A 22,898-nucleotide genomic window follows, 5' to 3' on the forward strand; every position below is an offset into this window, starting at 1 on the left:
TTTTGAATTTACAACCATTTAGCCTCGCAGTTACGATATAAAAATTATTCTGAATCAGGATGAATTCATTTTTAATATGGTTAATACCTCATTCTTGTCATTATATTTTTTCATTTGTGCAATCCTTTTCCTACGCATCAATGATTTTCATGCACCTACTTGTGCGCAAATTTTACCCTCTTGTATTATATCGTATTGTTCAACGCTATCAGGGTAAAGGAATTGTTCTTAAAAACCACGCTGCTGGCCAGAAAAGAGGGGCTTTTATAGTTTTCAAAGCTTTGGTTTGTTAACAGGACATAGCTGACCCGGTATGCAGCAAATAATTTTTCAGCGGAAAGCGGCTGCGACGTAGACAGAAAGGAAAGCATATCATGCCGGTCACTTTCCCGCTTTTCATAGCTAATATAAGGATTGGAAAAGTATATCTCCACTGAAACCATTTTAATGCCGGTTGCCATTACCGGGAAAAGAGACTGATCATGGCCGCAAAGCATCACTTTATCGAGCGGTATATTCTTGCTGATGTAATTGTACACTTCTATTTCATCCGTCCGTTTTTCCTTAGCCAGCGCTTGCTGCCTCGGTTCAAGAAAATCTTTGCGCTTGCTGTAAATGGAATAATAACCAGGGCAAAAAGTAAAATGAATAATACCATCAAATTACTATAAAGGATCAACGGGTTTTTAACTGTGAATTTCCGTACAAGGAGGTCACTTAACCATTGAATGACCGGCCGGATAAGGCGATAAAACCAAAACCAAAGAAAACGGACTGCAGCGCTTTAAAGTAGAAAAAGTAATGGAAAGCCGGGATGGTATCAGGAAGCGTGATATGCAGCATGCGGTTCGCTGTAGGAAGAGCCGCCTCATACACATACATTATTAACGTAATCAACAATAAATTAAAAACTATCCGGCGAATAACAGGCTGCTGATACTTCCTATAAAACCATACAAACCCTATGACAGCAACAACCATAGAAAATGTAATATTTAGTTTCAGCAGTTCCAGGGTATTGTGCCTCGCGAAAATACCTGGTGCGCACTGTAAAATAACACGGTTGATAAAATGTAGGTGGTATTTGAATAGGACGAAATATAGAAAAGGGAAGCTCAGGATAAAAAACGGAATAATGGTTAACGCGCCCTGTAGGAAATAGGTGCCGACAGTACTAAATTGCTTGTTTTTTAAAGCCAATACCACTTTTTGGCCCTGCAAAGAAATCAGCAGCAAAATAATGATGATCGTCGGCGCGGAATGCCCCAAAAAGCTGATACCTAAGAAAGCGCCCAATACTAAGAACCAGTACATTTTCTGCGTCGAAAACGCCTTGTAGCAAAAGAAAATATTCAGATAAAATAAAAACTGTACGTATGAATCAGCGAGCGGCCAGGGTGAATAAGTGGCACCGCCCCAGCCGGCAGATTACCGGAAGCCAAAAATAAAAAGGACAATAATCCCGCGAGAGCAACTTTATAATCAAACAGCCGGATCATCATGAAAAAAAAGAAAACTGGGCCAAGGAGGTTGAGAAAGGCCCCGGCCCTTGCAACCACAATATTTACCGGCAGGCCGGTGACATAAACAATGGCAGTTTCAGATAGGTACAACAGGGGGTTATACCACATATACTCACCGGCTATATTGGGGTCGGAACCAAAGTGTCCATCCAGCGTACTCCTGATATAGCCAATATCCCGGTCGAAATCCGGCTCAAAGGCCCAATGCAGGTCATGAACTGTCCTGTAACATTGTAAAAAAGCCAGGATCAGCAGGATCACACCCGCTGATATATATTTAACGTTTTCCTTTAATTGCATGGCCAAATTCAATTTAGACGTTGTTTAACGCAATTGACGCTATATGGTTACATGCTAAGTTGTTAGTTATTTGTGATAGCCGCGGTTGATCCCGGCATTGAGCACCGTAGCCTGATCCATAAAAAATTATTTATATTTAACGTTTATTTTATAAAGCATGAAGAAAAAGATCCTTGTGATGGAGAATGATCAGGCCATAATCGAAATTGTGTCCTTGATACTGGAAGATGAAGGTTATGAAGTAAAAGCATTAAACACGGAGAGCAAAGTATTAGAGGTGATCAATGATTACAAACCGGATGTCATCATACTGGATATTATCAGACCAAGTGAAGAAGGCACACTGTTATGCCTTACGCTAAAGAAAAACGTGAAAACAAAACATATCCCCGTAATTGTATTTTCGACGCATCCAAAAGTCCTGACCGCTATCAAAGAAGTTTGCGCGGATGACGTTGTGCCAAAGCCATTTGATGTTGCTGAATTGCTCAACGCGGTTGAAATGCAATTGCAATTATAGGCATAGGCTGCTTATTGACACGAAAATATTAACCTGTCCGGCAATTCAATAGTTTAGATGTTTTTAAATTTGATCATATGATCCTGCTCCCAGACACAAATGATCTTGTTGTTTGGCAATATGGCGGATCTTAAGAAGCTGCCATTCCCTACCACTTGTGTTTTTTTGCTTTGTAGCGACATTAATTTTACGGTATCGCTATTTTGATACGTAATAAAGCTGCTGGTACCACTTATCGCGATAGCACAGCTTCTGCCATTGCCGATAAAAGTTTCAGGCTGGCCGGGCTGGCAGAAATATACCATACCTTTTCGCTGCCAGGTAGTTTGAACGGTATTCGTAGGATCAATGACAATGCCGCCGCCATCCATCGGGCAACCATTGAGTTTCCAAGTATCCAGACCTAATTTTTGCGCTGCTGCAAATGTCTGCCCGCCATTTAATGACCGGGTTACATAAAGGTCCCGGGAACCATTCAGCCAGTTCCTGAACATAATAGCTACGTTATTTCCCTGTACAGCTATACTTGGCTTACAGCATTCGCAGACATGTTGATCAGGCGACTGGTAAGCCAAAATATTTTTTGTCCACTTCATAGCTTTGCCTGGTAAGGACGCAAAATAGATCTGATTGTGCTTTCCGGTTCGGTTATCGAGCCATACCGCGTAAAAATTATCCTTTTTGTCTGCTGCTATGCTCATCAGCCCTTCGGGTGCAGAACCTGTCAAATCATTAACGACACCCATCGTCTTCCAGTGCCCCGTAGCGTGACTAAGCTTAAACCAATGGATATTTCCGGATTTGTCCATAGCCGTGATCACTGAATAATTAGCAGAGCTTGATAATTGAGGCCCTCTCGACATGCCAAGGTGCATATCAGGCACCCGCGCTACCAAAACCCGTTGACTAAAAGATTTTCCATGATCATTTGAGGTTGCGCAGAATATTTTATCCTCTGATCCAAAAACAACCCTGATTACACCCTTAGTGTCGACGCTAACCTGGGGTTGCTGACCAATCCCTATATTGTCGCTATTGACAGCAGAAAGCGATGACAACGACAGGAATAATACAGCGAGTAATAGGTAGGATAGTAACTTTTTCATGGGTTTAATTTAATATTTCTGGCAAATTAACCAAAAGGGATGACTTATCTGTTGATGACCGTAGGAAAGTGCGTTGTTACACTTCGTTTCTATGCAGGGCTATGTTTCTTTTTTTCAAATAGAGATAAGCAAGTGTGGCTAAAATTACCAGACCCAGTAAGAAGCCGCCAAGCACATCGGTTAACCAATGCGCGCCCAAATAGATACGGGAAAATGGAACGATGAATATCAATAACATACAAATTGAGCCAACTGATGCCCGGATAAATTTGGGGACAGCGGCAATCTCAAACATCAGCTGAGCCAGGAAACCGAAAAAAACGACATAAAAAATTACATGCCCGCTTGGAAAGCTTTGCTGTCTTGTTTTTTCAATGATCCTAACTAAGGTTTCTGACGGCCTCGGACGATTAACAATAAGTTTAACGATAGAACTGATTATACCGGAGATCAGGGTTGACAGCAGGAATAAACCTTCCTTTTTATATTTATAAAGAAAAAACAGCAACGCTGTACCCAAAACGATGATAACCGAATTTGGCATATAACCAAACCAGCTAACCATTTTCATCGCCGTGTCCAACTGTGGGTTTTGATGTTCCTGTGCTTCTTCTGAAAATTCCCGGTCTAATAAGAATACTGGCATGAAAAAAACAAATGCTGTGAGCGCCAGAAAACCAATCATCATGGTTACCAGTACATACAGCATTATTCGTTTTTTTCGATCAGATAGTTGCACTGATACTTAGTCTTTTTTCAAAAAGCTACCATTTTCATCAAAGATCAGGTCGCCACCCTTTATTTCGGCCTCATACATGGTTTTCCCGGCGGCATCAGTTACTTTTCCGGCTTCTTTAATTTTCGCGCCCTTATAGTGCGCGGCAACATAGGGCGCAACAGTTTTTGGCAATTCGCTTATAGATATGGCCTTCACAATTTCGACAAATGCACCTGCCGGTGTAAATGTAACGGAATTGTCTTCACCAGATTTTCCACCCCAATTAGCCTCATAATTTCCTTTTTCCTTTTCCCAGGTGACTTTGGTAACCTGCGGATATTTATTAGCCAGCGCGGCTTTAACAACGGAGGGCACAGCGGAGCTTTTTAAGTCCTGTGCCATAACATTGCCTGCGATAAGGAAGGCGATAACGCCAAACAATAATTTCTTTTTCATTTTTTAAGTTTATATTCAATGATAAAAAATCATTCTGTAGGAAAATTGTGTTCATCAACGTGATTGACTTTACCCTACTATCTCTATAATACTTAAATCGGAACGTCAATGTCACTGCATTTGTCATATTGATGATAATACTTTTCTTAGTCAAAGGATACCCATTACCCATAACAATCGCATCCCGAAATCTCTAAAGGGAAGGTACCAGAGCTTCAGCTTTTAATTTACCAGAATAAAAAACTTATGTTTGTATATGGGTAATAGTAAATATAACAATGCAAATGTATTGCTTCTTCTCGTGGCCTACTTGTTTGTAGTACTTACCCATATTTTATTCCTCCCCCCTCTCGGTCAAAGATCGCTCAATCCCCAAGGACATTATAACTCTATTTTTAAACGAAAGTTAGACAACGCCAACAATCACGCCCTCAGTTTGATGCACCGCACCGATAAGTCAGTTTTGAATAAAAATCAAAATATTCATCACTTATTTATTAAACTGGCTGGTTCTTTTTTTATCTTATTGTTGCTGGCACGAATCGGACGACGTGCAAAATTACTTACGCTCGTTCCTTTTCGGCGATACTTTTATCCTTACCCTCCATTCCGGCTCTCTCTGCGTATTTGATTTTCTAGACCATTTAATGCCTTACGAGCTGTAAAGCAGCGCTGTTTCTTTTTTTATTCTTCAAGAAATTCATCATGCATTTTTTATTATCAAAAAGTCTGAGCCGCCTGAGCCGTTTATATAGCCGCGCTATCACCAGGGTTCTTCCGGAACTTAAGTTCGAACATCATGCGGAGATCCTTCTCATCCTGGCATACACAAATCGCAGACTTACGCAAAAAGAGCTGGCAGAACTATACCAGGCCGACAAATCGCGTATAGCGGTATTGATCGAAGGGATGACTAGGGACGGGTTGGTCTATACCGAACAGAACAGTGCGGATAGAAGAGCACATTTCGTTTTATTGACCAGCAAAGGCGAAGCTATCATTCCCAAAATTCAGCAAGCGATTGAGCAGGTAAATTGCATGATCAATCAACAGTTGGATAAAACGCACCTGGATTATTTCTATGCAACGCTTTTTAAGATGCAATCTAATTTGGTTGAACTTCAGGTTTGACTGAGCAGGAGGGAAACTTTAACTTAAGGCGAGTCCTGCGGCCATTCTGAAAATTTTAACAGTCATTTATTATGTATCCAACACTCTCCGATCTCACTAAAGATATTTTTGGTTTTTCCATCCCATTACCTATTAAAATGTTCGGCCTGTTTGTTGCCATCGCGTTTCTTGTCGCAATGCTGCTCCTAAAGAAAGAACTAAAACGCCGTGAAAGTGAAGGTTGGTTACAGCCTTGCCGGGAGCTTACATGGGTCGGAAAGCAAATCAGCTCGTGGGAAATATTCTTTACAGGCCTGATTACCCTGTTAATGGGCCTGGCATTGATTGTTTTTGCCCGGAACCGCTTTTCGTTTGATGGCGATCCGTATGACGGCATTGTGCTGATGGATCTGGCCTTTGCGTTAATTCTTGCAGTGCTCGTCGCCTTTATAAGGTACTACTTCAAAAGCCTGAAAGCCGCAGGTAAGCCTGAATTGAAGGTAATTTCGCACTGGCCACATGAAAGAACCGATACCATTATCGGTATTGCCGCAGTCGCCGGCATCGTCGGCGCAAAGCTATTTGACGGATTAGAAAACTGGAGCAGCTACATAGCCCATCCGGCTGACTTCTTTGCTTTTAGCGGTTTAACATTTTATGGGGGACTGATCGTGGCGTCGATGGCCATTTTGTACTATGCACATCAAAAGCACATCGACAAATGGCAGTTGGCCGATAGCGCTGCGCCCGTACTCATGCTGGCTTATGGTATTGGCCGGATAGGATGCCATATGGCAGGCGATGGGGATTGGGGAATTGTAAATTCTTTTCAAAAACCAGTAAAATGGTTACCCGATTGGCTGTGGAGCTATACCTATCCGCACAATGTAAGTGACCAGGGTGTATTGATCCCAGGCTGCACAGGCGAGCATTGCTTTCAGTTACCTATTGGCGTATTCCCGACCTCCTTGTATGAATTTGTGGTATGCACCCTGCTTTTCCTGGTGTTGTGGAAACTGAGAAAGATTATTACTTCGCCCGGCAGGCTGTTTGGAATTTATCTGATAATGAATGGCGCCGAGCGGTTTCTCATTGAATTGATCCGTGTTAATAATAAATATGATCTCGGATTTGTAAAACCAACCCAGGCAGAATTGATTTCGATGGGTCTGTTTTTGACCGGCTGTCTGATCGTTTATGTGAGTTCGAGAAAGACAAAATATAATCCGGAATAAAGTACTAATAAATAATATAGTCAGTAATAGCAACACATTTATTGATTCAACTTTCTTGAGCAAGTGGCTGTTTGAACTTCCTTTTTCGGCCCTGATCATTGTAATCCTTATATTAATTTTAGGAAACGTAGTTGTCAGTCGACATAAATTTTCCAATTGATGGTTATATTAGCTCATCAAACCGATATGAGAGAAAATAAAAAAACACATTGGGAACAGGTATATCAAACCAAAAAACCGGATCAGGTTAGCTGGACACAATCTGTTCCTCAAACTTCGCTTGATTTCATTCATAGCTTTGATCTATCCAAAACTTCAAAGATCATAGATATCGGAGGCGGCGACAGTAAGTTGGTTGACTACCTTCTGCAAGAAGGGTTTGAAGATATTACGGTACTGGATATATCTACAGCCGCATTGCAAAAAGCACAAGAAAGACTTGGCAAAAAAAGTGAATTGGTCAAATGGATCATTTCCGATATTGTTGATTTTAAACCGGATGAATATTATGACCTTTGGCACGACCGTGCTACCTTTCATTTCTTAACAGGGCAAAACCAAATTGCTGCTTATTTGGACATAGCCGGAAGATCCGTTAAAAATTACCTGGTCATTGGCACTTTTTCGGAGAACGGACCAGAACAATGCAGCGGGCTGTCCATAAAACAATACACAGAAGAACAATTACAAAACCAGCTAACTAAAGATTTTAAAAAGATCAGGTGTATCCATGAAGATCATGTAACCCCGTTTCAAACCACCCAGAATTTTCTTTTTTGCAGCTTCGAAAAAAGTAGTTTGTAATATCTGGTACAATTTTATTTCATAAAGAGAATCTTTATAAGCTTCGCGGTACTCTGCAAAACATAGTAACTCTACTATCTTTGCGGAGATCTTAAAGCGAATCACCTGTTGTTTGTTAAAACTATAACAAGGGATATAAGGTAAAGTCTGATAAACAAACCGTATAAAACGTTGTTAAGTATTTGGTTATGGCAAAAGTCAAACTTATAAATTGTATTTTTAAATACTGATTTAATATCTTTGCACCGAAATGAAATGGATGTGCTTCATATTTGCCCTTTTTTTTCTTTGCCTGGACCTGGAGCCATGCAAGGATAAAGTCGGTGGTGTACCCGATGCATTCGCTTCATTGACTCTAACAAAGCAGCACCAGTCCAAAACCAACCAGGACCAGTGTCCGCCGATGTGCCATTGCAGTTGCTGTAACATGCAGGTGGTTATCCAAAGCAAAATGATCTTCCGACCGGTTGCCGGAACTTATACCCCTGTTGTAGCATTCATGATCCCTGAAAAGCCGGTTACCCGACCAGCTAACATTTGGCAACCGCCCAAGCTAAACGCATAAACTTTCCGAGTTCGCCGTTTTGCGTCATAGTTGACGCTGCTTTGCGGCAAGTTTATTATTTCATGTTTTACTTGTACCGGTATGGCAACAAACAGGATAAATCCTGCTAAGCGTACCTCTGTAACTCACAAGAAAAAAAAGAAGAAGAAATTCCAAAGGCCGTTATGGATGCGCATTATACGCACCATCGCTATCATCATCATGACCATTTTTATGGTCTTGGCAATGATCGGAATTGTACAGAGGTACTGTCATATCTTATCCAAGCATTAGATCATTTTTATGCTGAATAAGATCATTCATTTTTCCATCAACAATAAATTGGTGATCGGGATCTTCACACTCGGGCTCATTGCCTGGGGGATCTGGTCACTCAAAAAATTACCCATAGATGCCGTTCCTGACATTACGAATAATCAGGTTCAGGTGATCACGCTGAGCCCTTCACTGGCCACCCAGGAAGTAGAAAGGCTCATATCTTACCCGGTTGAGCAAACCATGGCGACCATACCCGAGATCGAGCAGGTGCGTTCTATTTCGCGCTTTGGCTTGTCGGTGGTAACTATCGTATTCCACGATGATGTAAATATTTATTGGGCACGTCAGCAGGTTAATGAAAAGCTTTCAGAAGCCAAAAATAATATCCCTGCAGGTTTAGGTAACCCAGAAATCTCACCCATTTCCACCGGGCTTGGCGAGATCTATCAATATGTTATTCATGCCAAGCCTGGTTATGAAAGCAAATACAACGCGCGTGAATTACGAAGTGTGCAGGACTGGATCGTAAGACGCCAGTTATTAGGCACACCAGGCATTGCGGAGGTTAACAGCTTTGGCGGTTTACTAAAGCAATACGAGATCGCACTTGACCCTGATAAGCTGCGTAGTTTTAACCTTGGTATCAACAATGTATTTGACGCGCTTGCCCAAAACAATCAAAATACGGGTGGCGCTTATATCGATAAAAAACCCAATGCTTATTTTATCCGAAGTGAAGGTCTGGTTGGTTCAACTGATGATATCGGCAAGATCGTCGTCAAAAACAATACGGATGGCACACCGGTGCTGATCCGGGACATCGCTACCGTCAATATCGGCAACTCTATCCGTTACGGCGCATTAACCCGTGCCTCTAAAGAGAACAGCGGCGAGGCCGTCGGTGGTATCGTGATGATGCTCAAAGGAGCCAATGCCAATAATGTCGTAACAGCGGTAAAAGAGAAAATCGCCCGCATCAACAAAACTTTACCTGAAGGTGTGGTGGTAGAGCCTTTCCTTGACCGCAGCGCTTTGGTGAGCCGGGCTATCGGCACTGTAGAAAAAAACCTGATCGAAGGAGCACTCATTGTGATCTTCGTTTTAGTGGTTTTCCTGGGCAATTTCCGTGCAGGATTGGTGGTAGCCTCCGTGATACCACTGGCCATGCTTTTTGCTATCTGTATGATGAACCTATTTGGGGTATCCGGGAACTTAATGAGCCTGGGCGCTATCGACTTTGGTCTGATCGTCGATGGCGCGGTGATCATCGTGGAAGCTACGATGCACTTGTTATATGCGAAACAACGTGCCAAAGCTTACACCCAGCAAGAAATGAATGAGCAGGTTGAAACTTCAGCAGTGCGTATGATGAGCGCTGCGGCTTTCGGTCAGATCATCATCCTGATCGTGTATTTTCCAATTTTGGCATTGGTAGGCATTGAAGGCAAAATGTTCCGCCCGATGGCTGAAACGGTAGCCTTTGCCATTATTGGCGCATTCCTGTTGTCACTGACCTATGTACCGATGATATCTTCGATGTTCCTGAGTAAAAAGCCAAAGAACGGAAAGAATATCTCGGACAAAATGATGGATGCCATCCATAAACGTTATGAGCCGCTTATCATTGGCGCGCTGAACCACCGTTTAAAGATCATTATCATTTCTGTGGTATTATTAGTGGCTGCTGTATTCACTTTTACCCGTATGGGCGGCGAATTTATCCCGACCCTGGAAGAAGGAGATTTTGCAGTTGAAACCCGCCTGCTAACCGGCAGTTCCCTTTCCCAAACAATTGATAAGGTTAACCAGGCTTCACAGATCCTGGTTAAAAAATTCCCGGAAGTAAAGGAGGTGATCGGTAAGATAGGTGCCGCCGAGATACCCACTGACCCGATGCCGATGGATGCCTGTGACCTGACCGTGATCCTGAAAGACAAAAAAGAATGGACCACTACCCACGACCGTGAAGAACTCGCTAACCTGATGGCGAAGGAACTGGAAAATGTTCCGGGTGTCACCTTTGGTTTTTCCCAGCCAATTCAATTACGTTCTAACGAGCTGATCTCCGGTGTACGTCAGGATATAGGTATCAAGATATTTGGTGACGACCTGCAAACCCTGGCCGACCTATCCCAAAAAGTAGGAAAGATCGTAAACAGTGTTTCCGGTGCGAAAGATTTGTATATCGAGCAAGCCACCGGTTTGCCGCAGATCGTAGTTAAGATCGACCGGGATAAAGTTGCCCAATATGGTTTGAGTATAGCAACGGTCAATACGGCTATTAATGCCGCGTTCGCCGGGCAGTCCGCTGGTTTGGTTTACGAGGGAGAGCGCCGTTACGATATGGTCGTGCGTTTATCAGATCAGAACCGCCAGGGCATTGATGATGTGAAAAACCTGTATGTGACCGCTCCTAATGGTAACCAGGTGCCGTTGGAACAGTTAGCCAGTGTGCAGTTCCAGGTTGGCCCGAACCAAATTCAGCGTGAAGATACCAAGCGCCGTATCGTCGTAGGCCTGAATGTCCGTGGCCGGGATATCCAATCAGTGGTGACCGAGATCCAGGGCAAGATCAATCAGCAGATCAAAATGCCGGCAGGATACTACGTAACCTATGGCGGTCAATTTGAGAACCTGAAAGAAGCTACTGCCCGCTTGTCTGTCGCTGTACCGGTAGCCTTGCTACTTATTTTGTTATTACTGTATTTCTCTTTCGGTTCGATCAAACAATCCATCCTGATCTTTTCTGCTATCCCGATGGCAGCCATCGGTGGTGTTTTCGCCTTACTATTAAGAGGGATGCCATTTAGTATTTCGGCAGGGGTTGGATTTATTGCCCTGTTCGGTGTGGCTGTATTAAACGGTATCGTACTGATCACTGAATTCAACCGCTTGAAAAAAGGCGGACTGACCGACCTGAAGAAGATCGTACTGGAGGGAACAGCGGAAAGGTTACGCCCGGTTTTGATGACCGCAACGGTAGCCTCATTAGGCTTTATGCCGATGGCGATTTCATCTGCCGCAGGTGCCGAGGTACAAAAACCACTGGCAACGGTGGTGATCGGTGGCTTGCTTACCTCCACCATATTAACCCTAATCGTTTTACCCGTGTTATATACCTATTTTGAAAAGTCCCGCAGTGACCGCAAGGGCGGTAAAGCGGCGAAGATCATAGCCACCCTGTTGTTATTCATGGGCTTCGGGCTATCGTCTGCTAAAGCGCAGACCCGTGTTGGAACAGGTGGCCCTATCAGCCTGGACCAGGCAGTTAACACCGCATTGACCAATAATTTCGGCGTGCGCTCTTCCCAACTTCAGATCAACCAGCAAACTGCCTTAAAAGGTAGCGCTTTTGATCTCGGAAAGACCAATATCAATCTGCAATACGGGCAGTTTAACAGCATTAAAAGGGATAACCAGATCAATATCCAGCAAAGCATACCTTTCCCCGGCTTGTTTAAAAGCCAGCGCCAGGTATTTGAGGCGCAGGAAAAAAATGCCCAGATCGGACTGACCTTAACACAGGCGCAACTGCGTTACCAGGTGCGACAAGCTTATGGGCAGTTATCCTACTTTACGGCTTTAAGCGACCTGTACCTGCGACAGGATTCTATTTATAACGAATTTTACCGGGCAGCTTCGGTTCGTTACAAAGCAGGTGCAAGTAATCTGCTGGAAAAAACCACCGCCGAAACGCAGTTAAATGAGATCAGGAATCAAACGACCCGCAATAACGGGGATATTGCTGCGGGCAGTGCCGAATTACAGCGACTGATGAATACTACCGATTCTGTGACCCTTTCCAAGGGCGCACTGAAAAGGGCCGTAGCCGAATTTAAGCACCTCGACAGCGCCATCAATCAGAACCCGCAGCTGGCCTACCAGCGTCAACAGATCATTCTGGCTGACCGCAACATTGACCTGGAGAAAGCGAAGTCGGGGCCGGATTTTACCATCGGTTATTTTAACCAATCGATTATGGGTATCCAGAATGTAAACGGTATTGACCGGAATTTTACCGGCGCAAATCGTTTCCAGGGTGTACAGGCCGGGGTTTCCATACCCCTGTTCTTTAAACCTTATGCGGCGCGTGTGAAATCGGCCCGTATTCAAAAGGAGGTATCGCAGACACAGCTGCAATTGTATGAGAAGAACTTATCCAGCCAATATGAGCAGGCCTATCACCAGTTACTGAAGAACGACCGCTCGGTGTCTTATTACGAAACCAGTGCCTTACCCAATGCTGACCTGATCCTTAAACAGGCGCAGATCGCTTTCCGGAATGGAGAGATCAGCTATGTGGAATTTGTCCAGGCCTTAAAAACAGCTTCGGATATCCGGCTGGCCTATTTACAGGCACTTAATCAATACAATCAATCTGTTTACGACTTGCAATACCTGACCGGTTTATAATTAAAGAAATGAAAAAACAAATCATAAAATTTACAGGGTTAATGATGATCGCTTCACTGGCCCTAACCTTCGGCAGCTGCGGCGGCGGTAAAAAAGAAACCCCCGAACAAGCTGATACAACCAAAAAGAAAGAAGAAAGTAATGTCGCTGAGATCAGCGAAGCGCAATACAATACACTCGGCGTGAAACTGGAAACAGTAAGCCCGAAAGCGTTGAGCGGGGTTTTGAAAGTGAATGGTTTTATAGACGTACCACCGCAGGACCTGGTTAGCATCAGTACCCAAATGGGTGGCATCGTTAAATCTATTCCGGTGCTGCAAGGCTCGGTAGTAAGTAAAGGGCAGGTGATCGCCGTTCTCGAAAACCAGGACTATGTGCAATTGCAGCAGGATTATCTAGATAGCAAAAGCCAGCATGACCTGAACTCGGAAGAATATAAACGTCAGCAAACACTGGCCTCACAGAACGTGACCGCGACCAAGGTCTTGCAGCAAGCCAAAGCCAGTTACGAAAGCTCGATGGCAAGAGAGGCAGCCTTGCGCCAGCGCTTAAAGCTGATCAATATTGATCCGTCAAAATTAACTCCCGCCGCTATCAGGAGCACGGTCAATATTTATGCACCAATTGGTGGGTATGTAACTAAGGTCAATACCAATGTAGGCAAATTCGTAAATCCGAATGATATCATGCTGGAGATCGTTAACAGCAACAACCTGCATGTGGAGCTCAATGTGTTCGAGCGGGATGCGGAAAAGGTGAAACCAGGCCAGAATGTCCGGTTCACCCTCACCAACGACTCTACCGAGCGCCGGGCCATCGTTTCGCTGGTTGGTAAAGAGATCAATACCGATAAGACCATCCGTATCCACAGCATCGCTAAAGGCAGCGTTAACTTCCTCCCGGGTACTTACGTTAAGGCATTTATTGAAACCGGCAAAAGTGAAACACCGGCATTGCCTGAATCGGCCATCGTAAATTTTGAGGGTAAACAATACGTATTTTTAATGTCAGGTACGGACACCGAAAAGCGTAAAGATGGCGACACCAAAGTTTATCGCTTTAAAATGGCGGAAATCACTACCGGCGTTAAGGAAGGCGGTTATATCGCGGTCGAATTACCGGCGGCGATCCCGGCGAACAGCCAGATCGTTACCAGGGGCGCTTATGACCTTTTGAGTAAACTAAAAAACAGTGAAGAAGAATAAAATCCAATAAACCATGAAAAAACAGGAAAGCAAAAACGCGGCGTCCCACAAAGGGCACAAGCACGAACATCCAAGGGTGGATATCAGCCGCCCGGGAGATAAAGAGGAAAAAAAGGGTCACGATCATGATGAAGAGGGGCATGAACAAGAAGAAGGTCACGACCATGAGCATGGTGGTATTTTCGGCAAGAATACCGAACTGATCTTTGCGATTCTCTGTGGTGTTGCGCTTGGTGCAGGCTGGGGTTTGCATTTCGTCAAATCGCTGCCGGAGTGGGCCAGTCTTTCCTGTTATATCATCGCTTATTTCTTCGGCGGGTATTTCACGGCGAAAGAAGCCGTGGAAACCGTCCTGAAGGGCGGATTTGAGATCGATTTCCTGATGCTGGTAGCGGCTGTCGGCGCGGCCATATTAGGCTCATGGCTGGAAGGGGCGCTGCTGCTTTTCCTGTTCAGTCTTGGCCATTCCCTGGAACATTATGCCATGGGCAAAGCCCGCAAGTCCATTGAAGCGCTGACCAGTTTAGCGCCGCCAACGGCCCATGTCATCCGTGACGGTAAGCAAACCGAAGTACGCATTGAGGAACTGAAACTGGGTGAGGTCATCGTGATCAAACCCAATAGCAAGATACCCGCTGATGGCGTAGTGGTCAAAGGTGAAGGCAGCGTCAACCAGGCACCGATCACGGGTGAAAGCGTTCCGGTGGAAAAGCGACCTGTTGCCGATATCGATAAGGATTATAGCGCTGAAAAAACCATCAAGCCCGAACACCGGGTTTTTGCCGGAACTATTAATGGCGGTTCGGCACTGGAGGTGAAAGTGATCCGGGAAGCTAAAGATTCCACCATTAGCCGCCTGGTTAAAATGGTGAACGAAGCGGAGAAGCAAAAATCGCCGACCCAGCTTTTCACTGACAAATTCGAGAAATACTTTGTTCCGGCGGTATTGGTGCTGGTTACCGCGTTATGTTTTGCTTTTTTAGTGATCGATGAGCCATTCAGCAAAAGCTTTTACCGGGCCATGTCCGTACTGGTAGCTGCCAGTCCCTGCGCTTTGGCTATCAGCACACCAAGCGCTGTTTTGAGTGGTGTTGCCCGTGCCGCCCGTGGCGGTGTGCTGATCAAAGGCGGTCGCCCGCTAGAAGATCTAGGTGAGTTGCAAGCCATTGCCTTTGATAAAACCGGGACTTTAACTGAAGGCAAACCTAAATTGACGCAGGTTATTCCTTTTGAAGGAACTACCGAGGAAGAATTACTGGAAACAGCCATAGCCGTTGAAAAGTTGAGTGACCACCCTTTAGCGGAAGCTATTGTTGTTGGTGGTCTGGAAAGGTTAAAGAGAAATCATAAAATACCGGAAGCCGGCAGCGTAAAAGGCATCGTTGGTAAAGGCGTTCAGGCCAAGATCGGCAGTCGTGAAATTCTGATCGGCAATCTCGCCTTATTTGGTAAAACCTTGCCTGATGAATTAAAAAAGCAGGTTGAAGAACTGGAAAAAGGTGGCAATACGACCATGACGGTAAAATCCGGGAAAGACTTTTTAGGCATCATCGCCCTGATGGATACGCCAAGAAAGGAAGCGAAGAACGTGATTGCCCAACTTAAAGAATTAGGGATCAAAAAAATGGTCATGCTGACCGGCGATAACCAACAGGTGGCAGAGGCGGTAGCCAAAGAAGTTGGTGTGACCGATGCCTGGGGTAACCTTATGCCGGAGGATAAAGTTGCCGCTGTTCAAAAACTGGATAAATCAGAAAAGAAAGTGGCGATGGTCGGCGATGGTGTTAACGATGCCCCGGCCATGGCGAAAAGTACGGTTGGTATCGCTATGGGGGCTGCCGGTTCTGACGTGGCTTTGGAAACGGCTGATATCGCCTTAATGGGTGACCAGTTGGAAAGCCTGCCCTTTGCCATCGGCTTGAGCCGCAAATCACGGGGTATCATCAAACAAAACCTATGCATCAGTTTGGGTATGGTCGCTGTGCTAATCCCATTGACCATTTTAGGTATCGCCTCTATTGGCCCGGCGGTTATTGCCCACGAAGGTTCAACCCTTTTGGTGGTATTTAATGCACTTCGCTTACTGGCTTACGACAGCGGTCACCATAATTCAGCAAAATCTAAAAAGAAAAAAGATGCTTAAAAAGGTAAAGAAATTTTTGGGGGCGCTCGGGCCTGGAATTGTGACCGGAGCGAGTGATGATGATCCATCGGGTATAGCGACCTATTCACAGGCCGGGGCTAAATATGGCTTAACTACCCTATGGACGGTGATCATTACATTTCCATTGATGGCAGCTATACAGGAAATGTGCGCCAGGATCGGCCTGATCACTTCTTCAGGACTGACCACCACACTGAAAGCGCATTACGGTAAGCCGGTATTATACCTGATGGTAATCTTTAGCGTTCCTGCGATCATCCTGAATATTGGTGCCGACATTGCTGCAATGGGTGCTGTGGCCAACCTGCTTCTACCATCAGTGCCCGCCATATACTTTAGCATCCTTTTTACAGGCCTGCTGTTATTTTTTATCGTTTACCTACCTTATCAAAAGTTCGTCGCGGTATTAAAATATCTCTGCCTTACATTATTGCTTTATATCGCTGTGCCTTTCTTTACGAAACCGGACTGGTGGGAAGTTTTGAAAAAAACCGTGGTACCAACCTTCCGTTGGGACAAGGATTTTATAGGTGTGCTGGTAGCCATATTGGGTACGACCATTTCCCCTTATTTGTTTTTCTGGCAAACCGCTATGGAAGCCGAAGATGTCAAAACGGTAAAGCGGCAATTGATCGTGAATAAAAGACGGCTGACCTTAAGCGATGCTTTCCCGGATAACGGCGAAAAAAGGGAGCGGAAATTATTGGGCCTGCTCATTCAAAAAATGAGTATTGATGTGAACCTGGGGATGTTTTTATCCAACCTGATCATGTTTTTTACCATCCTGGCTACCGGAACAGCTCTTTATTCGCATGGGGTCAGGAATATCGATACCGTTGAACAAGCTGCCAAAGCCCTTGAACCGGTCGCGGGCAGATCATCCTACCTGCTGTTTGCCGTTGGCATCATCGGTACGGGTTTTCTGGCGATCCCGGTGCTCAGTGGTTCACTATCCTATATCGTGACAGAAACTTTTGGGCTGAAAGGCAGCCTGGATAAAAAGTTCCACCAGGCTAAAGCTTTTTACGTGATCCTTATTATTTCCGTATTGCTGGGTTTAGGTATTAACTATTTTGGGATCAATCCGGTGGACGCGCTGCTTTATACAGCTATCCTTTATGGGGTTACCTGCCCGGTGATCATCGGGATCGTCCTGCATATCGCCAACAACGAAAAGATCATGGGTAGATACACCAATAAGACATTATCTAATGTGTTAGGGGGGCTTTGTTTGCTGGTGATGACGGCGGGAGCAGTTTTTTTGGTTTACCTCGAATTTTTCAGCAAATGAAATTGACCAAGTACAATTCCAGGACCTTCCAGATCGTGTGCTGGTCAACTTCGGTAGCCATGGTTTGCTTTTTGATTGCAGTTTGCTTAACTGTATTTCATGTCAATCTGAGTCAAATCAATGGTTGGCTGGAAAGTTATGTTCAGCGGATCAAATGGCTACCATTCATGGACCTGGCACCTCACCTGGTCAACGCGCCGTTCTGGATACCTTACTGGTGTGCGATTATTTTACTGTTCCTGTATAAAGAACGGGTCAGGTTTATGTTCTGGCTAAACCGCTTTTCCATGTTCGGCCTCCTATTGACCGCCATTCTGTTTGTGCTGAATCAAGCCATACGTTGGCTATGGCCGGAATTATGCGGCCGTTCCGATAACTTTCTGCATCCCCAACCTTATGAAGGCTGTTCATTATTTTTTGTCAGCGGGGCGGTAGTAGCCGGTATATGCCTGCTTGCTTTTCTTTGTCTACGCAAACGCCACTGGATGGTAAAGGTGATGCTGATCATTTGCGGCTTAAGCCTAAACCTTGCCGCGCTTTTACAGGCGAAGATTTTTCCGCTTCAGTTATTGGTTGCCATTGGAATAGCAGCTATCGCTGCCTCTATAGCTTATGTCCGTGTGGCGCTGGCCAATGAAGAACGGTTCCCTGAACTCTATAAATATTTAAAACCATGAACCATTTGAAGGAGGATGACCGGTTATGAAAACGAATACCTATAAGGCAAGCTATCTGATCATTGCCATCAACTTGTTCATCAATATCATAGGCTTATCAGCGGCAGTTACTTTCGCCTTTGTTAAAAGCATCTTTATCATCAACGCTTTTACCTATTGCTTACTGCTCTACGTAATTTATTGCTACCGGCAAACGGCATTGCATGAAACACGTGAACGTTTGGAGGATCTGCTTGATTTACAGCAGGACAATTTACAACGCCGTGATCTAAGTCATTATACTGAAAAGAACATCAATTTTCTGCTCCTGCAATATGCAGCTATGATGGATAATGTGTTGGTTCATCAATCGCAGTCCGGCATTGCTCCTGATCCAAAATTAAAAGACCAGGTTGATGCGCTGAACGTTTATTTAAAGGCACTTATTTAACCGTATAGCATTATGACCCAGTTTGAAAAAGAGATCCTGTTTACCCTAATCCCGGTTGTGTTATTGCTCGCAGGCGGCACCCTGGCTATTTTTCGAAATGCCAGCAGCGCATTCAAAAGTATGACCCTGCACTTCGCCGCCGGTGTCGTTTTTTCAGTGGTGGCCGTTGAACTGCTGCCGGATATGATCAAGATACACGACCCTATCATGATCGTGACCGGGTTCATTGTGGGTATCGCATCCATGCTGATCGTTAAGCGGGTCACAGAAAAAATAGAGGCGACCGAAGAAAATTCAACAAGCAAAGGAACATTGCCCTGGGCGGCTTTAGCTGCGGTGGGTATAGACCTGCTTATTGATGGTATCCTTTTAGGGATCGGGTTTGCCGCCGGGCAAAAGGAAGGCACTTTGCTAGCCTTCGCCTTAGCGCTCGAATGCTTTTCATTGGGCATCGCTGTAGTGACCACCATCAGGTCAGGAACCAACAGTAAACCTAAACTATACCAGATCTTGGTCGGCCTCGACCTGGTGTTTCTGATCGGTGCGGTCGCCGGTTTATTCCTGCTTCATAATGCGCCTGAAAAACTCATGGAATTTATTTTGTCGTTTGGAGCAGCCGCACTGCTTTACCTGGTGACCGAAGAATTGCTGGTAGAAGCCCACGAAGAAAAAGATTCACCGGTTTATACCGCCTTATTTTTTGCCGGCTTCCTGATCTTTTTGGTGCTGGGCATCATATTATAAAAATACCTATGGAAACAAATCATTCAGATCATTCACAAACCCCTTTAAAAGACCTGGAGCCTGAAGTTAAAGCTAAGGCATTGGAGATCGAAGGGCAGTTAAAAGACAGCGATATTCCCGAGGGCTGTACCCGAGAGGAAGAAGCTGTTAAACGGGCCCAGCAGTGGTTCTTAGACATGGAGGGGTGAGCCATGGATTTTCCCTTTAAGATTACCCAGGAAGCAGGTACCTACCAGTTCCTGCATGTTAAGGCAAACCCGGAACACCGGACGATCCAGGACAGTAATCTGCAATTACAGGTTTACCTGACACTGACGCGCAGGCTGTCGCTCGGGCTTGAGTGTTATGCGTTGTTGCCGTATTCACCAGTAATTTTAGAGTTATGGCCGGATGCGGTAAAGGTGGCCTTTGGTTACCATTTACTGGCGGATGACTTTAACGGCTTGGGCATAGATAAAGGTTTCCAGCCTGCAATAAATGACGGACCTGAGATGGTGCTGATTACTTTAAAAGATCTGATGACCCTGCGTAGTATACCCGAGGACAGTCTGGGCGAAAACGCTTCAGCGGTTTCCCTCTTTTTGTTACACCCGGGCCGGGAAATAGTATTAAAGAAACTTTTACAGGCGCAGATCGCCCCTTTCATGGCGCGTTTCCTGCAAAAAAATGAATTGTTCATTCACCTGACCTGTGGTAAAGAACAAGGGTATTATGATGGGATGCTGATCAGATCGCAAACGGACATTACCATGCATATCCAGGGAGCGATACAACTTACACAAACAGCCGGACTACTATGAGTATACTGATCATGATCGCACAATTTTTGGTTGGATTAAGCCTGCTGGTTTTTATTCATGAGCTGGGGCATTTTCTGGCTGCCAAGGCATTTGGGATCAGGGTTAAAAAGTTCTACCTGTTTTTCGACACTTTTAGTAAGCGGCTTTTCCGCTTTAATTACAAAGGGACGGAGTTTGGCATCGGCTGGCTACCGCTCGGCGGATATGTGCGTATGGCGGGAAGTATAGCTACGGCGGATGACAGTGATCCCGATGAAGATGCTGATGTACCCCCGGCTCATCGTTATGGCCATAAACCCGTGTGGCAAAGACTGATCGTTATGTCTGCCGGTATCTTTATGAACCTGCTGCTGGCATTACTGGTATATTGCGGGATGTTCCTGTATTACGGCAGGAACCAGGTTGCCGTATTTGGAAAAAATGCCATCATTCTACCGGGACAACTCGGTCTGCAGGCGGGCTTACAACCGGGCGACGAAGTGACCTCGATCAATGCGGACTCGGCATTGTATGAAGATGAATTACTGAGTACGCATTTGATGCACGGCAATACTGTGCTTTCCATTGTTCGCCGTCAGGGCAAAGAAAGGGTACACCTGCATGTGGCTGTTTCACCAAAGATTATGCAGTTGGTGGCAGATAAAGGGCTGACCCAATTCTTTTCCCTCAAAGCGGGGTTTCAGGTTGACTCATTTTTTACCAATGTCGATCTGCGCCGTAACCAGGCCTTTAAAAAGGCGCACATTATTGCCCTCAATGGGGATTCCGTGCGTTCCTACAATGATTTCATTATCCGGTTGAAAGAGAACGAGCAGCGGCAGTTATACCTGACTGTTATACATGATGGTAAAACCAGTACGATGCTGGCGCATAGAGATAAGGATGGCCATATTGGTTTCAGTTTGAATACCAATCTACCCGTGTTCAAACCTGAGCGTGTATCTATTGGTCAGTCACTGTCTGCCGGTTCCACGAAGGTTTGGAGCACCATTGCTCAAAACTCCAAAGGGTTGAGCCAGCTCGTTTCGGGTGAAGTGAAGGCAAAGGACGGGTTGGTAGGCCCGGTCCGTATCGCCACTTTATTTAGCGGCCATTTCGAGGCCAAACGATTTTGGGGGCTGGTCGCTCTCCTATCGACCGCGCTTGCATTACTCAATGTAATTCCCCTTGCCCCGATGGACGGCGGGGTTATGGCTGTACTGCTTTATGAAGCTGTTACCCGCAAACCTGTTAGCCGTACTTTCTGGGCCTTTTTTTATCTCGCCGGTGTGGTAGCGATCATGCTGCTTTCCGGCTATGTGCTATTCAACGATATCCGTGCACTTCATCAAGTTAGCTCATGAACGAACTTATCAAAAAAACCGAACAATATATAACCACGCTATTGACCGGAAAACTACCGGCAGGGATGGTTTACCATAACCTGGAGCATACCCGCCTAATGGTGGATGCTGTACAGGATTTGACTACGCACATGCTTTTTAATGAATGGGAACAAGACATCCTGCTGGTTGCCGCCTGGTTTCATGACAGCGGTTATTGTTATACCTACCATGGGCACGAAGCCATCAGCATGACATTAGCCGGGGACTTTTTGCGCAGCCTGGGCAAAAAAGAACTGTTCATCAACCCGGTGAACGATTGTATCAGGGCCACTCAAATGCCTCAGGTACCGCATACCCATTTTCAGGCGGTCATGTGTGATGCCGATATGCGCCATCTGGCGCTGTCTGATTACGCCACGCACGCTGAACGCCTCCGCACGGAATGGGCGAATGTATTACATAAAGAATATAGCGAAGGTGATTGGACCCGGCAGAACTTACAATTCATGACCGATCATTCCTATTTCACTGCGTATGCTAAAGCTCATTGGGAAACGGAAAAACAAAAAAACATTAATCACCTGCAAGCCCGGGTAATGGATCTTGAACAAAATGATTTTCCTAATGAACATTAAGCGTCTCCAACAACAGATGACCAGGGTAAAGGTGGCTATCGTATCCGGCTGCCTGTTAATAGCAGGCAGCCCTGTTATGGCCCAAACGTTGCCGGTTAAACGACAAGCGCCGAATTATATGGATTTGCTCCGGATGACAGCAGATTCCGTACTGCGCTTACCCGTTGAGAAAAATGCCCGGGAGTATTATTTTCGGGTTACCAGGACCATTTATAGTGAGGCATTGGTGATAACAAAAACGGAAGCGGCACACCAAAACGGCACTGTAAATGCCGCTTTTGTGCAAACGATGTTGCAACTGATCACCAAGCTGCGCAACGACCTGAAACCCCCAAGGGTCAACCAACCAACACTGCCGGTATCAACGTTCATCCAGCGAAATACGGATGCAGCGCTGGGAAATTTCCGAAGGTATCAGCAACCCGTTGGACTGGATCGTGAAAGGCAATACCTATGGGTAATGAACCAGGTGTTTGAGAACCTGAACCAGATCAACATCGGTTACCTGCAGGCCGGCCTGACACCGGAAGAAAAAAAACACGTTTGGCAACGCCTGCAAGTGCAGCAGCAGATCGCCTCCCAGTTAAGATCAAAGTATGAACCATAAAAAATGCTTGAC

The 22,898-nt window shown here is 45.2% G+C and carries 23 protein-coding genes; 17 read left to right on the top strand and 6 right to left on the bottom strand.

The features are described from left to right. Positions 1-185 precede the first annotated feature (185 nt). The 3 genes from DIU38_RS22740 to DIU38_RS22750 form a co-directional block, all read right to left on the bottom strand. The gene (locus DIU38_RS22740; protein WP_149354150.1) at positions 186-539 is read right to left on the bottom strand and encodes a hypothetical protein; all 354 of its coding nucleotides are present in this window, start codon (positions 537-539) and stop codon (positions 186-188) included. Between the two features lie 178 nt (positions 540-717). Then, entirely contained in the window at positions 718-1,314 is a 597-nt protein-coding gene (locus tag DIU38_RS22745) for a hypothetical protein (RefSeq protein ID WP_149354151.1), read from the bottom strand. Between the two features lie 38 nt (positions 1,315-1,352). Beyond that, positions 1,353-1,823 (bottom strand): hypothetical protein, encoded by a 471-nt coding sequence (locus tag DIU38_RS22750; protein ID WP_149354152.1) that lies wholly within the window; start codon positions 1,821-1,823, stop codon positions 1,353-1,355. Positions 1,824-1,980: 157 nt separating this feature from the next. On the opposite strand from DIU38_RS22750, the gene DIU38_RS22755 reads away from it, so the two are divergent. Further along, the gene (locus DIU38_RS22755) at positions 1,981-2,343 is read left to right on the top strand and encodes a response regulator transcription factor (protein WP_112571145.1); all 363 of its coding nucleotides are present in this window, start codon (positions 1,981-1,983) and stop codon (positions 2,341-2,343) included. A gap of 53 nt (positions 2,344-2,396) precedes the next feature. Here the strand turns inward: DIU38_RS22755 and DIU38_RS22760 are convergent, their stop codons facing one another. From DIU38_RS22760 to DIU38_RS22770, 3 genes are all read right to left on the bottom strand, one after another. Continuing rightward, positions 2,397-3,449 (bottom strand): hypothetical protein, encoded by a 1,053-nt coding sequence (locus tag DIU38_RS22760; RefSeq protein ID WP_208057738.1) that lies wholly within the window; start codon positions 3,447-3,449, stop codon positions 2,397-2,399. Positions 3,450-3,525: 76 nt separating this feature from the next. Further along, positions 3,526-4,095 (bottom strand): phosphatase PAP2 family protein, encoded by a 570-nt coding sequence (locus DIU38_RS22765; protein ID WP_167516252.1) that lies wholly within the window; start codon positions 4,093-4,095, stop codon positions 3,526-3,528. 99 nt (positions 4,096-4,194) lie between these two features. Further along, the gene (locus DIU38_RS22770; RefSeq protein WP_112571141.1) at positions 4,195-4,623 is read right to left on the bottom strand and encodes a PepSY-like domain-containing protein; all 429 of its coding nucleotides are present in this window, start codon (positions 4,621-4,623) and stop codon (positions 4,195-4,197) included. Between the two features lie 705 nt (positions 4,624-5,328). On the opposite strand from DIU38_RS22770, the gene DIU38_RS22775 reads away from it, so the two are divergent. From DIU38_RS22775 to DIU38_RS22850, 16 genes are all read left to right on the top strand, one after another. Continuing rightward, entirely contained in the window at positions 5,329-5,754 is a 426-nt protein-coding gene (locus tag DIU38_RS22775) for a MarR family winged helix-turn-helix transcriptional regulator (protein ID WP_112571137.1), read from the top strand. Between the two features lie 71 nt (positions 5,755-5,825). Further along, complete coding sequence (locus DIU38_RS22780) at positions 5,826-6,968, top strand: prolipoprotein diacylglyceryl transferase (RefSeq protein WP_112571135.1); 1,143 nt, start codon at positions 5,826-5,828, stop codon at positions 6,966-6,968. A gap of 186 nt (positions 6,969-7,154) precedes the next feature. Then, complete coding sequence (locus DIU38_RS22785; RefSeq protein ID WP_112571552.1) at positions 7,155-7,772, top strand: class I SAM-dependent methyltransferase; 618 nt, start codon at positions 7,155-7,157, stop codon at positions 7,770-7,772. A gap of 250 nt (positions 7,773-8,022) precedes the next feature. Further along, complete coding sequence (locus tag DIU38_RS22790) at positions 8,023-8,337, top strand: DUF6660 family protein (protein WP_112651674.1); 315 nt, start codon at positions 8,023-8,025, stop codon at positions 8,335-8,337. Positions 8,338-8,619: 282 nt separating this feature from the next. After that, entirely contained in the window at positions 8,620-13,008 is a 4,389-nt protein-coding gene (locus tag DIU38_RS22795) for a CusA/CzcA family heavy metal efflux RND transporter (protein ID WP_112571131.1), read from the top strand. Between the two features lie 8 nt (positions 13,009-13,016). After that, positions 13,017-14,213 carry an efflux RND transporter periplasmic adaptor subunit gene (locus DIU38_RS22800; protein WP_112571129.1) on the top strand — a complete coding sequence of 399 codons (1,197 nt, stop codon included), beginning with the start codon at positions 13,017-13,019 and terminating at the stop codon, positions 14,211-14,213. A gap of 13 nt (positions 14,214-14,226) precedes the next feature. Next, positions 14,227-16,356 (top strand): heavy metal translocating P-type ATPase, encoded by a 2,130-nt coding sequence (locus DIU38_RS22805; protein ID WP_112571127.1) that lies wholly within the window; start codon positions 14,227-14,229, stop codon positions 16,354-16,356. Further along, positions 16,349-17,668, top strand: coding sequence for an Nramp family divalent metal transporter (locus tag DIU38_RS22810; protein ID WP_112571125.1), 1,320 nt, complete (start codon positions 16,349-16,351; stop codon positions 17,666-17,668). Before DIU38_RS22805 ends, DIU38_RS22810 begins: the two co-directional genes overlap by 8 nt. Then, positions 17,665-18,345, top strand: a complete 681-nt coding sequence (locus DIU38_RS22815) for a hypothetical protein (RefSeq protein WP_112571123.1) — start codon at positions 17,665-17,667, stop codon at positions 18,343-18,345. Before DIU38_RS22810 ends, DIU38_RS22815 begins: the two co-directional genes overlap by 4 nt. A gap of 25 nt (positions 18,346-18,370) precedes the next feature. Next, positions 18,371-18,775, top strand: coding sequence for a hypothetical protein (locus DIU38_RS22820; protein WP_112571121.1), 405 nt, complete (start codon positions 18,371-18,373; stop codon positions 18,773-18,775). A gap of 12 nt (positions 18,776-18,787) precedes the next feature. Next, positions 18,788-19,519, top strand: coding sequence for a ZIP family metal transporter (locus DIU38_RS22825; protein ID WP_112571119.1), 732 nt, complete (start codon positions 18,788-18,790; stop codon positions 19,517-19,519). Between the two features lie 8 nt (positions 19,520-19,527). Further along, entirely contained in the window at positions 19,528-19,707 is a 180-nt protein-coding gene (locus DIU38_RS22830; protein WP_112571117.1) for a hypothetical protein, read from the top strand. A 3-nt stretch (positions 19,708-19,710) separates the two neighbouring features. Beyond that, positions 19,711-20,319 carry a hypothetical protein gene (locus DIU38_RS22835; protein WP_112571115.1) on the top strand — a complete coding sequence of 203 codons (609 nt, stop codon included), beginning with the start codon at positions 19,711-19,713 and terminating at the stop codon, positions 20,317-20,319. Beyond that, on the top strand, positions 20,316-21,662 hold the full coding sequence (gene rseP, locus DIU38_RS22840; protein WP_112571113.1) for an RIP metalloprotease RseP: 1,347 nt from the start codon (positions 20,316-20,318) through the stop codon (positions 21,660-21,662). Before DIU38_RS22835 ends, rseP begins: the two co-directional genes overlap by 4 nt. After that, on the top strand, positions 21,659-22,279 hold the full coding sequence (locus tag DIU38_RS22845) for an HD domain-containing protein (protein WP_112571111.1): 621 nt from the start codon (positions 21,659-21,661) through the stop codon (positions 22,277-22,279). The genes rseP and DIU38_RS22845 overlap by 4 nt, the downstream gene beginning before the upstream one ends. Continuing rightward, positions 22,269-22,886 (top strand): hypothetical protein, encoded by a 618-nt coding sequence (locus DIU38_RS22850; protein ID WP_112571109.1) that lies wholly within the window; start codon positions 22,269-22,271, stop codon positions 22,884-22,886. The genes DIU38_RS22845 and DIU38_RS22850 overlap by 11 nt, the downstream gene beginning before the upstream one ends. The last annotated feature ends 12 nt before the right edge of the window (positions 22,887-22,898 follow it).

This window comes from Mucilaginibacter metallidurans (assembly GCF_003286435.2).
Lineage (GTDB): Bacteria > Bacteroidota > Bacteroidia > Sphingobacteriales > Sphingobacteriaceae > Mucilaginibacter > Mucilaginibacter gossypii.